The 12735-nt window shown below is 45.6% G+C and carries 10 protein-coding genes, 1 tRNA gene and 2 pseudogenes; 12 read left to right on the forward strand and 1 reads right to left on the reverse strand.

From position 1 onward, the window contains the following. Positions 1-219 precede the first annotated feature (219 nt). From BG32_RS01715 to BG32_RS01765, 11 genes and pseudogenes are all read left to right on the forward strand, one after another. On the forward strand, positions 220-666 hold the full coding sequence (locus BG32_RS01715) for a FeoA family protein (RefSeq protein WP_121526306.1): 447 nt from the start codon (positions 220-222) through the stop codon (positions 664-666). 8 nt (positions 667-674) lie between these two features. Then, positions 675-2623 (forward strand): annotated as a pseudogene (gene feoB / locus BG32_RS01720) (ferrous iron transport protein B). Next, the gene (locus tag BG32_RS01725; protein WP_099771417.1) at positions 2620-3015 is read left to right on the forward strand and encodes a hypothetical protein; all 396 of its coding nucleotides are present in this window, start codon (positions 2620-2622) and stop codon (positions 3013-3015) included. Before feoB ends, BG32_RS01725 begins: the two are co-directional and overlap by 4 nt. A gap of 77 nt (positions 3016-3092) precedes the next feature. After that, positions 3093-3698, forward strand: a complete 606-nt coding sequence (locus BG32_RS01730) for a response regulator (protein WP_099771418.1) — start codon at positions 3093-3095, stop codon at positions 3696-3698. 3 nt (positions 3699-3701) lie between these two features. Next, positions 3702-4154 (forward strand): TrkA family potassium uptake protein, encoded by a 453-nt coding sequence (locus tag BG32_RS01735; RefSeq protein ID WP_006486984.1) that lies wholly within the window; start codon positions 3702-3704, stop codon positions 4152-4154. Beyond that, positions 4151-4810, forward strand: coding sequence for a TrkA family potassium uptake protein (locus BG32_RS01740; protein ID WP_099771419.1), 660 nt, complete (start codon positions 4151-4153; stop codon positions 4808-4810). Before BG32_RS01735 ends, BG32_RS01740 begins: the two co-directional genes overlap by 4 nt. Beyond that, positions 4811-6295: a TrkH family potassium uptake protein gene (locus BG32_RS01745; RefSeq protein WP_099771420.1), complete on the forward strand. Its 1485-nt coding sequence runs from the start codon at positions 4811-4813 to the stop codon at positions 6293-6295. Between the two features lie 4 nt (positions 6296-6299). Next, complete coding sequence (hisS, locus tag BG32_RS01750) at positions 6300-7562, forward strand: histidine--tRNA ligase (RefSeq protein ID WP_099771421.1); 1263 nt, start codon at positions 6300-6302, stop codon at positions 7560-7562. 134 nt (positions 7563-7696) lie between these two features. Beyond that, on the forward strand, positions 7697-8437 hold the full coding sequence (locus BG32_RS01755) for a DUF4912 domain-containing protein (protein ID WP_121510145.1): 741 nt from the start codon (positions 7697-7699) through the stop codon (positions 8435-8437). A 4-nt stretch (positions 8438-8441) separates the two neighbouring features. Further along, entirely contained in the window at positions 8442-10046 is a 1605-nt protein-coding gene (locus BG32_RS01760; protein ID WP_121510146.1) for a glycoside hydrolase family 57 protein, read from the forward strand. 139 nt (positions 10047-10185) lie between these two features. After that, positions 10186-12387: a peptidylprolyl isomerase gene (locus BG32_RS01765; RefSeq protein ID WP_121510147.1), complete on the forward strand. Its 2202-nt coding sequence runs from the start codon at positions 10186-10188 to the stop codon at positions 12385-12387. 32 nt (positions 12388-12419) lie between these two features. Here BG32_RS01765 and BG32_RS01770 read toward each other — a convergent pair. Continuing rightward, positions 12420-12494 (reverse strand) — tRNA-Gln (locus BG32_RS01770). A 56-nt stretch (positions 12495-12550) separates the two neighbouring features. On the opposite strand from BG32_RS01770, the pseudogene BG32_RS01775 reads away from it, so the two are divergent. After that, a pseudogene (locus BG32_RS01775) lies at positions 12551-12735 on the forward strand (nucleoside kinase); the annotation flags it as partial.

The raw sequence follows: 12735 nt of genomic DNA on the forward strand, positions 1-12735 counted from the left end.
CAAGGGCGGCACTTTCGCCGCAATGAGCAACTGACAAGATCCGTTTGGCTTTGAGCATAAAGAGCTTTCCAAGGGTCAACAATTCAACTGAACGACAAGGGGTAACCAAGTGGAGCCTTGAAAGGCGATCTTCAGAAATTTGTCATAATCGGACCGTGCAGCTGTCAGTGTTTGATGATAAAATGTTGTTGAGACAAATTCTCAATAAGGGTGATGTAGATGGTCGTTCCTCTGTCAAGCATGTGCGAAGGAGAGAAGGGTAAGATAAGAAAACTGGAGCTACCGCCTGTTACAAGAGAGAGGCTGTGCGGTCTGGGTTTCGTCACTGGAGAAGAGATCCAGCTGGTGAAGGTAGCACCTTTCGGAGATCCTAAGGTTTTTAGAATCAAAGGAAGTGATATTACCCTTAGAGACGATATTTCTATGTGGATTCTTGTCGAAACTTCTTCTTTCCCTCTCTCTTACGTTTCAGAGGGCGATTATTGGGTAAGTCTTATTAACGGCGGCATGGGTTTCAGGCAGAGGCTCAGGATGGTCGGTATAGAAGAAGGTATAAAGATTTCGGTGATCGGTAATCTGGGGAAGAGAATTGAAGTTAGCGCAAAGGGTATTCGTTCAGCTCTTTCCCGTGGACAGGCAATGAGAATTATTGTTAGGGAGAGATAGACTTAGTCGTGGAAAACCAAGCCGATGCTATTGAGTCAAAGAAAATTAAAGTAGCACTTCTCGGAAATCCTAACGTTGGTAAAACCAGTATATTCAATGGGTTAACAGGTTCACGGCAGATAGTTGCAAACTGGCCGGGTGTTACCGTCGAGAAGAGAACCGGAGTAATGAAGCTCGCCAACCATACGGTTGACGTGGTGGATTTGCCCGGAACATATACTCTTGGGGCTACCAGCTTGATGAAAGAATAGCGCGAGACTTCCTGATAAATGAAAGGCCTGATGTTGCTCTTGTAATTGGAGATGCCGTTAACCTTGAGAGAAGTCTTTACCTTCTGCTTCAGGTGTTGGAGCTTCGCGGTGATGTAGTACTGGCTGTCAACGCTATCGATGAAGCGAGAAAAGCGGGATTTGAAATAGATAAGCATGAGCTTTCGAAGCAACTCGGTATTCCTGTTGTACTAACTTCCGCCGTTACAGGTGAAGGCATCGAGGAATTAAAAAATACGCTGATTAAGAGCGCAAGGAGCAGCAGTCACGTCCATTATCTCTTCACAGATGAAATAGAGGCCAATCTTAGAAACCTGTCCGATAGAATAAGGGGAAATGCCTCTCTTTCCGCCTTTGACGAGCGTTGGCTTTCCATAAAGCTTTTAGAGAGAGATAGGGAAGTCGAGAAATTAACAGGTATAAGCCTGGACTATGATTATTCGATAGAGATCGCCGAAACGCGTTATAAATACATCAAGAGAATTCTCTCTTCTTCCGTCAAGGGAAAGGAGAAGATCGGCTGGAACCTTTCGGAAGCAATTGACCACGTCATGACCCATAAGTTTCTGGGGATTTTGATCTTCCTCGCAATCATGTATATTGTTTTCCAGTTGACCTTCACTATTTCGGGCCCCCTTTCTATAATGATCGAAAATCTACTTGATGGTCTTGGAAGAGTTGTGGGCGGCTGGATCGCTATAGACTGGCTCAGGTCACTAGTGGTTGACGGCGTAATTGGAGGAGTCGGGGCAATCTTAGTGTTCGTGCCGAACATATTCATACTGTTTCTTGCCCTTGGAGTTCTCGAAGAAACCGGTTATCTACCAAGAGCGGCATTCGTAATAGATAGGCTTATGTATGCAATGAAACTCAGTGGCCGCTCTTTTATATCGCTCCTGCTTGGTTTCGGTTGTAATGTTTCATCGATTATGTCGACAAGGTCCATTTCAGAACCCAAGGAACGTCTCGTAACTATTCTGGTCTCTCCGTTTATATCTTGCAGCGCAAGACTGCCGGTGTACGTACTGATTGCAGGCACGTTCTTCGGAACCAATGCCGGCATAGTGGTCTTCTTCCTTTATCTGCTAAGCATAGTGATAACAGTGCTTTCGGCCCTTCTAATCAACAAGCTCTTTTTCAAAGGCGAACCGTCAACGTTGATTATGGAACTTCCAAGATACAGAAAGCCCAGGCTGACCTCAATAATGCTTTATACATGGAACAAAGGGCGACACTTCCTCGAGAAGGCGGGCACGATAATACTTGCCGCCTCAATAGTGATCTGGATTTTGACATACTTTCCGACGGAAGGAACGGGAAGTTTTGCCGCTACGATAGGAAAAGCCCTTGAACCTCTCTTCGTTCCGCTGGGATACACCTGGGAGATGATAACCAGTCTCGTCTTTGGAATAGCTGCAAAGGAAGTTATAGTTTCTTCTCTTACGACTTTTTTTGGCAATCCCAGCGTGAGCGGCACTTCTTTAGAAATTATGAGAACCATCATTAGTCCAGAGATCGCCTTAAGTTTCCTGGTGTTCGTTCTTCTCTATGTACCATGTATGCCGACACTTGCGGTGATTAAGAATGAAACGGGAAGTTATAAGTTCGTCTTCTTTTCGGCTTTTTACAGTCTTGCGGTCGCATATGCGGTTGCGCTGATCGTAAGAGTTGTTGGAGGGTTGTTATGAAGGGGAGGGTGATAACTTTCTGGCTTTTGTTCGGAGGAACTCTTTTGGCGACTCTTTCTGTAAACTCCTTTTTCGGCCTTCTTCTGACCAAACGTGAGCCTTTTCTGGCAATGATTGCTGGAGTTAACTCAGCAATCTACTTCTTAGGGCTGGCAGAGAAAAGAAGCGACCTTAGAAAGAGGTATTCGCATCTTCTCGTTGGTAGTTTCTTCTCATATGTACTCTCTATCTACCAGGTCCTTGTTTTGTTTAGCATTTGGCTTGAGGGACTACTCACTTCAACTTGCCTTTTGGTATTCGATGAGGTGAATCTCCCTTTAATCATCTCCGGGTTTGCATTATCCTTTCTCTTTGACTTCGCAAAGAGGCAGTTTGAGACGAATAATCTCTAGAGAATTTTGGCTGTGAAAACCATCAAACACTATTCATCTTAATATGGTAATATGATTTGTGTTATGGAGGTGATTGCATGGCACTCGTTTACGTGGTCGATGACGAGCTAAATGTAAGGCGAATCGTCAAAAAGACCATGGAGAACGAAAACAACGAAGTCCATACTTTCGTGACAGCAGAGGAAGCCCTGGAAGAGATCGAGAAACGTAAGCCAGACCTCCTATTTACCGATATTAGTTTGCCCTCGATGAATGGAATTCAGTTTCTAAAAGAACTTAAAAATAGAGGTTATTCAATACCTGTAATAGTAATATCTTCGGATACTTCCCCGGAATCGATGAGGAGCGCTTTCAAAGCAGGAATTGTTGATTTCTTGACCAAACCATTTACGCCGCAGGAGATCAGGGATGCGGCAGAACTTGCGCTTAGAGAAGATGACAGCATCTACAAACGAGCGAGGGAGATCAAGAGACTGATTGAGGAAGGGGAGACGGCGAAGGCGGAGTCCCTAATGGGAAACCTTTTCTCCGACTTTCCGGGTTCACCCTTTCCGCATTTTCTTTACGCTCTTCTTGTGGCCAAAGACAATCCCAGAGTAGCCATAAAACATCTGAAGGCCTCGCTCTCACTCGATGAGGATTTTAAGGACGCTTCCGACGAGCTTAAGAAACTAGAGGAGTAAAAAATGCCTTTCATGAAAGGTGCGATAAAAAAAGATGAATACTATGTAGTGATTTTCGGTTGTGGGCGGCTTGGTTCTAGAATGGCAAACTGGCTCTCCTCCTTGGGGTGCAGCGTCGTCATTGTCGACAGAAATGAATCTTCTTTCGATGCCCTGTCGAACGAATTCACCGGCTTCAATATTCTGGGCGATGCAACGGAGCTCGACGTGCTTAAGGAGGCCAAGCTTGACAAGGCCGATGTTGCCCTTGTGCTTACTACGGATGACAACACAAATCTTATGGTCTCGATGTCGGCAAAAGAGTATTTCGAAGTGCCCCGAGTTGTCGCAAGAGCTTATGATCCTAACAACATCAAGATGTTCTCGGACTTTGGAATAGAAGTGATTTGTCCAACTCTCCTGGCTGTTGAGAGTATTAAGAGCGCATTGTATTTCATCGGCGGTGACGACAAATGAAGATTGTTCTAATTGGCGGTGAGAAGATTGCCTACCATCTTGCGCGAAGATTCTTGACCAAAGGCCACAACGTTATGCTGGTCAACAAGAACGAGAGGTTCTGTGACGAAATGGCAAAGAAGCTCCGTGCCATTATCGTAAGGGGTGATGGAAGCAAGAGGTACGTTCTCGAGCAGCTTGAGCTTGACCCTACCGACCTGTTTGTTGCTCTGACTCCTTACGATCAGGATAATCTCGTCGCCTGTTTAACGGCTTCGCGTGTCTATGGGATCGAGAGACCGGTTGCTATGGTGAATGACCCCGACAACAAAGCGGTTTTCGAAAAAATGGGGATAAAGAGTGTGGTTAGTCCGACTGAAATCCTTGGTGTCGCGCTTGAAGACAGCCTTTTCAGAGAACACATAACGAATCTCCTCCCTTCTTCAGAAAAAGTCTCTATTCTTAGAATAGAGATGACTGATAAGTCGCCTATACTCGGAGAGGCGATAAAGGACATTCCTCTCCCTGATGAAAGTGTTATTGGAGCAATAGTCAGAGAGGATGAAGTTGTTATCCCAAGAGGGAACACTGTGATTGAAACGGGAGATGTTCTTCTAGTTCTTAGCAGTCCAACGGTACAGTCTGCAGTTTTCGAAACTCTCCTGGGAGAGGTGTAAATGTTTCTAAATCTTTTGAAACAGCGATACAGGCTTGTCTTTGGGTACCTGGGGAATCTATTTGTCTTCTTTCCCATTGTGCTGTTGATTCCACTACTGTATTGCATATGGTATCCCGAAGACTTCCTACAGAGTCTCGCTTTTGTGGAGGCTGCTTCGATCAGTTTTGTGATTGGGATGGCGTTGAAGCTGACTATGAAGGTCCGGCCAGGATCTCCGATAAGTGTTCAGGAAGGGGCCATAGTGGTCTTGTTCTCCTGGGTGATGGCGATAATCCTTTCGGCACTTCCCTTTATTTTTGCCGGATACTTCAATTTTACCCAGGCCGTTTTCGAGTCCACAAGCGGCTGGACTACTACGGGTCTGACTCTCACAGATGTCGAAACGATTCCTGGTAGTTTTCTTCTCTGGAGAAGCATGATGCAGTATCTTGGAGGAGCCGGCATCGCAATAATTATGATGTCCGCGATCTTAGGACCGGCGGGACTTGGACTCTATAAGGCCGAGGGCCGCATGGACAATCTTGTGCCGAATATCAAGAGTTCGACGCGGACAATAGCGGTAATATATGGTTCCTATGCTATAGCAGGGATTATAATGTATAGAATCGCCGGGATGAATCTCTTCGATGCCATAAATCATTCTCTCACCGCCCTGGCGACCGGTGGGTTTTCTACAAAGGCCAGATCGATCGCAGAGTTCAACAGCGTTTCAGTCGAGATTGTGACCATTGTGTTGATGTTGCTTGGAGCTACGGGATTCGGGATTCACTATACTATTTGGAAGAGAAACTTCAGAGCGTTCTGGAAGAACGGCGAGCCGAAGCTGATGTTCGTCATACTGGCGATCTTCACGCCGTTACTGATGACAGGCACGCTGTCCATTTTCTACTCCTCTGCCACGGAGCAGTTCCGCCACAGCGTTTTTCAGGCTGTTTCTGCTTTGACTGGAACCGGTTTCTCTACAGTGGACTTCGTACCATGGAATCATTTCGGGATATATTTGATTATTTTGCTCATGATATTCGGGGGAGATCTCGATTCAACATCTGGAGGTCTGAAGCAGTACAGGCTTTTTGCTCTCATAAAGATTCTATGGCTGGAAATCAGAAAGTACTTCCTTCCGAAAGATGCAATCCTTAAAGAGGAAATCTGGAAGGGTGAAACGAAGAGGTATATAGACAACTCTCTGGTCAAAGAGATTCTGCTTGTCTTCTCCCTGTATTTCCTAACGTATGCCATTGGAACTGGCGTCTTGATGGCTTACGGCCACTCGATGGCTTTTTCAGCATTTGAATATGCATCTGCCCTTAGCACTGTCGGTCTCTCGGTTGGAATAACAGCTCCTAACGCACCTGCCGGGTTGATCTGGGCCGAAACAATTGGCATGTTTCTGGGAAGGCTCGAATTTCTAGTCGTAATATATGCTATAACTAAACTGATGAGAGACGGGAGAATCCTATTAAGAAGACGGAGGAATGCATAATATAATGATTACCAGAATTAAGGGTACCCAGGATATAACCTTTGACGATATCGGATACTGGCACTATGTGGAGGAGGCAATTAGAAGTATCTCGCACAGATACTCCTTCACCGAAATACGGACTCCAATCTTCGAAGCTACAGAGCTTTTCAAGAGAAGTGTCGGTGAATCAACGGACGTTGTTCAGAAAGAGATGTATACATTTGAAGACAAGGGTGGCAGATCGATAACCTTGCGGCCGGAAGGCACCGCGAGTGTCGCAAGGGCCTTTATCGAGAATTCCTTAGTGAATCTTGGTGCTCCAATAAAACTCTTTTACAACGGTCCCATGTTCCGTTATGAAAAGCCTCAGGCAGGCAGACTGCGCCAGTTCCATCAGTTTGGCGCGGAGATACTGGGATCCGAGAGTCCGTTGGCAGACTTTGAAATAATCGAGATGGCCTATAGTTTTCTTAAGGAGCTGAAGATAAGCAAGACAAAGCTTTTCATCAATTCGATCGGTTGCCCCAAATGCAGGGAAGATTACAAAACTGCGCTCAGAGATTATTATCGGGACAAACTGCCAGGAATGTGCGCTGATTGTCAGCGAAGATTTGATACAAACGTGTTGAGACTACTCGATTGTAAGATCGATAAAGAGCACGCTAAAAACGCTCCTAGTATTCTTGATTATCTCGATGAAGATTGCAGGAACCATTTTGAGGAACTCCAGTGGTATCTAAGGAAGGCTGACATTGAATATGAAGTCGACCCTCTGCTTGTCCGCGGACTTGATTATTACAGCAGAACGGCCTTCGAAATCCGCTCTTCATCACTGGGTAGTCAGGACCAACTCGTTGGTGGAGGTCGATACGACGGTCTGGTCGAATACATAGGGGGAAACAGCTGCCCGGCAGTTGGATTTGCGATAGGACTAGAAAGAATAGTAATGCTCTTGAAATCCGAAAAGGTAAATGTGAACGTCCCCGAAATCCCTCAGGTTGCAATACTGGCATTTGGCAGAGAGGAAAACATCAGGGGATTCGACTACTCCAGAAGACTTCGTAAGATGGGCATTTCAACTTACGTTGATGTTATGGAGAGAAACATGCGCAACAAAATGAAGCATGCGGCAAGAATCGGCGCAAAGATTTCTTTGATAGTTGGAAGAGAAGAGATTGAGAGAGACATTGTAACTGTCAGGGTTATGAGGGACGGGTCACAGTTTCAGGTAGATAGCGATTATATGTCCGATTATGTGGTCGATAAGTTAAGAGATATTTCGTAAACCTGCCATGTTTTGTTGTCTAATAAAGAAAAATGATAATAATCGCCGTTATTCACCTATAATACCTTGAATTTTCTCCCTTGAGTGTGTTATCATCTACTTTAGTAGGAAATCATGCCCGGGAGGTTTTTCATATGAGCAACGAAGAGATTCTAACTTTCCTTAGTAAAGATCCAACGATTCAGGACCTTCGTCGTTATGCGAAGATGATGGGGATCAACTTGAAGAGAACGATGAGAAAGAAGGATATCACCCGCGCCTTGAAGAAACTTGTTCAAAAGAGCAGACAGACGTCCAGCACTACTACTGCAAAGAGCAGACCCTCAGAAATACTTCGCCCATCTAAGCCGGAAGATGCCCAAATTCCTTCATCATATTCACGCGACTTTGTCGTTATTCACCCGGTCAATCCCTACTGGGTTTACGTGATGTGGGATCTGTCCGAATGGACTGCAAGAAGCATTTCAGATCATTCTTCAAGAAAGCTTCTAGTGAGAGTGAGTGACATTACAAACATTATCTATGACGGGATGAACGCTCACAGATTCAAAGAGGCCAGCATCTCCGCCGATGCCGGAAACTGGTACTTCCAGGTAGATTTCCCCGATGCAGATTATATTGCCGAGATTGGGTATTATATCGGTGCTAACTTCAACAGTGTTTTGAAATCGAGGATTGCCAGAACACCTAGAAACTCACCAAAATTTTCCGATTACGAAATTTGGGTAGATCTCAAGAAGGGGTCGAGGAAAGAGTACAAAACATCTCACGAAGAATTCGTCTTCGAACGCGCGACTAAGTCTTCGGGGCCAACGGGCAATCCATCTTCTGAGGAGTTCATTAAGACTATCTCGAAGAGCAAGAGCGGGAGATGATTGAATGGAAAGAGGCAGACTGATTCTCATGCTCCACGCACACTTGCCTTTCATAAACCATCCTGACTTTCCAAGCTTCATGGAAGAAAGGTGGCTTTTTGAAGCAATTACGGAAACATACATTCCTTTGCTTCAGGTTTTCAGAAGATTGAAAGATGACAGTGTGAACTTCAGAGTGACAATGAGTATAACTCCACCTTTGATGGAGATGCTTGCCAATCAAGATCTGCAGAAGAAGTACATCAATTATCTTGGTTCATCCATCGAATTGGCCGGGAGTGAGATTTCGAGAACGGTCTCGGAGCATCCAGCTGCGAATAGACTAGCCTTGCACTATTTGAAAGAGCTCCAGGAGATAAAAAGAGTCTATGAAGAGTGCAACAGAGACCTTGTTGGAGAGTTTGCCAAACTCCAGGAAAGCGGAGAGTTGGAAATCGTAACGTGTAACGCTACTCATGGTTTTCTCCCCCTTATGACAAACTTTCCGGAGACAATCAATGCTCAAGTTGAAATCGGGGTGCAGTCTTACAAGAGACATGTAGGAAAGGATCCGAGAGGAATCTGGTTGGCGGAGTGTGGTTACGTTCCTGGCTTCGACTCCTACCTGCGCGAACATGGTCTCTCGTTCTTCTTCGTAGATTCGCACAGTTTCTGGTACGGAGATCCCGCTCCAAGATACGGAGTGTACAGGCCAGTGGTTACTCCGGAGAGTGTCTTTGTATTTGCAAGAGACCCGGAATCTAGCCAGCAAGTTTGGAGCGCTGAGGTAGGTTATCCCGGAGATGCCAGATATAGAGAATTTTACAGGGACGTTGGATTCGATCGTGAAGAGGACTATATAAGACCCTACATAGATCCGAGTGGTGAACGGTGCAATACTGGCATCAAGTATTTCAAGATAACGGGAAAGGATGTACCTCTGAACGATAAGAGCTACTACGACATCGATGATGCAAAAAAGGCAACGATCGAGCATGCAAGAGACTTCGCAAATAGAAAGAGAGAACAGGTGAGAAGGCTTTCCAAGCAGTTCGATGGAGAAGAACCCGTCATCGTTGCGCCGTTCGATGCCGAGCTTTTCGGACACTGGTGGTACGAAGGGCCTCTCTTTATTGAAGAGCTATTCAGAGATTTAAATGGAGACGAAACCGTTGTTCCATCGACACCACCCGAAGTGATTGAGTCCATGGAACAGGCGCAGGTTGTAACCCCAAATACATCGACATGGGGAGCGAACGGTTACAATGAAGTTTGGCTGAACGGTAGGAATGACTGGATATACAGGCATCTCGACGAGGGTTCTAGGAGAATGATAGAGCTTGCAAGGAAGTATGAGAGAACTGAAGATCCTCTTAAAATTAGGGCCCTAAATCAGATGGCGAGAGAGCTTCTCCTTGCTCAGTCAAGCGATTGGGCTTTCATAATAACTACCAACACAACCGTAGAATATGCAGTCTTCAGAACAAAGACTCACATCGACAGGTTGCTGACGCTTTACAGAGAGATCGAGAGTGACTCGATCGACGATCACAGGTTGAAGACCCTTGAATGGATTGACTCGATATTCCCATACCTGGATTTCAGGGTTTACGCAAAGCAAGTTGGTTAGTTACATCGGCCATCTTTCTTGATATCGCGCCGATTACAAGAGCATACTTACTATGGTATAATTCGTGAAGCCGGGGGAGGCATAAACCTCCCCCTGTTGGTTGTAGAGTATTAGGTACTTGGAGGGAGTTGAAAACTAAATGCCAAACAGAAAATCGAGAGGAAATTCTAATTTCATGAAATCCATTCAGCGGCCGATTGTGTGGGCCGTGGCCATACTCTTTGGAGTTGGAATAGTCTGGTGGTCGGTTGCCCAGTATCTTGGAGGGGGCTCCCAGGGCAATGAGCAGGGCATCGGTACGGAGATCAGTTTTAGCGAAACTGTCGGAGGGCTTACAAAAGACGGTACCCCTCTCTCAAACTCAGATTACTGGATCACTTATTCAGAATACGAAACGTCTGTGCGCGACACACTTACGAATCTTCGGAGTCAGGGTTACAACTTTGATCCATACTTTGAAACGGAAAACTATCCCAGTGAAATGGGAATCAGATATGATTTGTTCAAGTCATTGATAGATCAGAAGACACTTCTTCTCTACGCGACAGAGAACGATGTCCTTCCAGCTGAGGAACAGGTCGATGCGGAAACGAAGAGAATCGTCGATGAATACGTGGCAGATGAGGAAACAAAATCCGCAATTGTTTATCAGTACGGTTCGGTAGATGCTTTCTCTGAACTGATAAGAGACTATGTAGCAACACAAATGCTTGCAACTAATGTCACGCAGAAAGCTATTCCCGACATGGAAGAGAGATTTGAGAACTACGTCAACGAAAATATGGAAGATCTGAAGATCAACTATGAGAGAGTCGATGCAAACCACATTCTCGTCTCGGATGAAGCAAGTGCGGTTGAGATTAAGTCGATGATAGACAGCGGCGAGATCTCGTTCACAGATGCCGCGACTCAGTTTTCTATCGATACCGGCTCCGCGGTTAACGGCGGGGCCCTTGGTGAATTCGGAAGGGGTCAGATGGTGCAGGAATTTGAAGATGCCTCGTTTGATGCTACGCCCGGTCTTGTAATAGGCCCTGTGGAATCGCAGTTCGGCTACCACTTGATTCAGGTTAACAGCAAAACAACTTTCGACACTTTCGAGGAGTTTGCCAGCACTTCTGCCTATCAGACTGAGCTAGGCCGCTTTGAAAATGAGGAGTTCAATAAATGGATAGCCGACTATCGGCAAGAGAACAATCTCTCATATACAGTCAACGATCCCGATTTGCAGATGTACGCCAGATATGACGAGGCAATTTCCGACCCAGAAAAGTCAAGTGCGCTTCTTGAGGAGCTCGAGAAAGACTACTTCGACGAATCCGGCAATCTCCTGATTGGAGACTCGTATCTTCCCGTTGTTTTCTACACTGAACTCGTCGAAAACGAGATAACGAAGCTTAGAAACCAGATATTTGATCTTGAAGATCTTCAGGATTTATTGCTGACTCTACCTTCTACGGCCACTTCGCTGACGATCGATGAAATTGACAGCCGGCTCGAGACGATCCCATCGACAGATACGGAGGCCAGAAGCGTACTTACCGACACGAAAAGGGCCAAAGAGTACATGAGTGAATTCAACGTAGAGACTCCTGAAGAAATCGAAGAGGCTCTTACGGAGAAACGTAGTTTGCTTGACAGCAAGAACTTGCGATTCGAGAATTCGGTGCGATACCTTTATTCTGTGATGCCAAATTCAACGAGAGTGATTAACTACATGTACCAGATAGACGGTGATAATCCCGAAGTGGTATACATGTACAACGAAACTTCTTATAACGCAAACATAAGGCCTCTTCTCGAAAGCCCCGAGCTACTCGACAGCTATCTCGAATATTATGGACAGTACTTCGGCGCTCAGGCAAGATCACTTCTCCTGGATTCTCCAATTCAGGGAATTGAAAGCGATCTTAACCAGAAGGTTATCAACTCCACCGAAGCAGCTACCGATCTCAAGATGAGCGCTCTATACCTCCTTGTGGATATATATGAAAAGATGGCGAACATGGAGCAGAACGAGCAGATAACGCAGATATACCTTCTCAGTGAAAAGCACTATCTTGAGAAACTTGCCGAACTCTATCCCGAAGACGAAACTATTGGATCGCTCATCGAAACAATAGAATTCCAGATTTCCGAACTTAATGCTCAGAATACCGTCGATGCAACTCCAACGGCTGACGCTACTTCTACTGAAGCCTCGACCGAAACGGTTATCGACACTGAGATAGGAACAGGCGAACTGGAAGTTCCTTTCGGCAATGATGAGCCTTCTTCTGTCGGAGACGTTGATTTAGACGTGAATTTCGATAGCGAAGGGGCTACAGAGACTGTTAACTAGCAGAACGAAGGGTGGCTTACGCCACCCTTTTCTGGCTGGGGCGGCAGGATTCGAACCTACGGATGTCAGAGCCAAAATCTGATGCCTTACCAACTTGCTACGCCCCACAGCAAATAGATTCTAACATCGACGATTTGTGGTGTCAATGATTTGGAGTGATTCTATGGCTGACCACGAGATTTTTGTAAAGGAATTGGGCAAGAAGATCCATGTGACGAGAGAGACTTCCTTCTTTGAACTTTCGAAAATGTGCGGCGAATTCCACAAGGCTCCTATAATGGCTGCTAAATCCGGAAACTCTTTAATAGAGCTTTGTAGAAATGTAAACGGCGAAAAGGAAGTGGAATT

The sequence above is a fragment of the Mesotoga sp. HF07.pep.5.2.highcov genome, from assembly GCF_003666285.1.
Classification (GTDB): Bacteria; Thermotogota; Thermotogae; order Petrotogales; family Kosmotogaceae; genus Mesotoga; species Mesotoga prima.

Excerpts from the sequence above, each read along its gene's own strand:
- BG32_RS01715 (WP_121526306.1), top strand. The coding sequence starts at position 220 with ATGGTCGTTCCTCTGTCAAGCATGTGCGAAGGAGAGAAGGGTAAGATA.
- BG32_RS01725 (WP_099771417.1), top strand. The coding sequence starts at position 2,620 with ATGAAGGGGAGGGTGATAACTTTCTGGCTTTTGTTCGGAGGAACTCTT.
- BG32_RS01730 (WP_099771418.1), top strand. The coding sequence starts at position 3,093 with ATGGCACTCGTTTACGTGGTCGATGACGAGCTAAATGTAAGGCGAATC.
- BG32_RS01735 (WP_006486984.1), top strand. The coding sequence starts at position 3,702 with ATGCCTTTCATGAAAGGTGCGATAAAAAAAGATGAATACTATGTAGTG.
- BG32_RS01740 (WP_099771419.1), top strand. The coding sequence starts at position 4,151 with ATGAAGATTGTTCTAATTGGCGGTGAGAAGATTGCCTACCATCTTGCG.
- BG32_RS01745 (WP_099771420.1), top strand. The coding sequence starts at position 4,811 with ATGTTTCTAAATCTTTTGAAACAGCGATACAGGCTTGTCTTTGGGTAC.
- hisS (WP_099771421.1), top strand. The coding sequence starts at position 6,300 with ATGATTACCAGAATTAAGGGTACCCAGGATATAACCTTTGACGATATC.
- BG32_RS01755 (WP_121510145.1), top strand. The coding sequence starts at position 7,697 with ATGAGCAACGAAGAGATTCTAACTTTCCTTAGTAAAGATCCAACGATT.
- BG32_RS01760 (WP_121510146.1), top strand. The coding sequence starts at position 8,442 with ATGGAAAGAGGCAGACTGATTCTCATGCTCCACGCACACTTGCCTTTC.
- BG32_RS01765 (WP_121510147.1), top strand. The coding sequence starts at position 10,186 with ATGCCAAACAGAAAATCGAGAGGAAATTCTAATTTCATGAAATCCATT.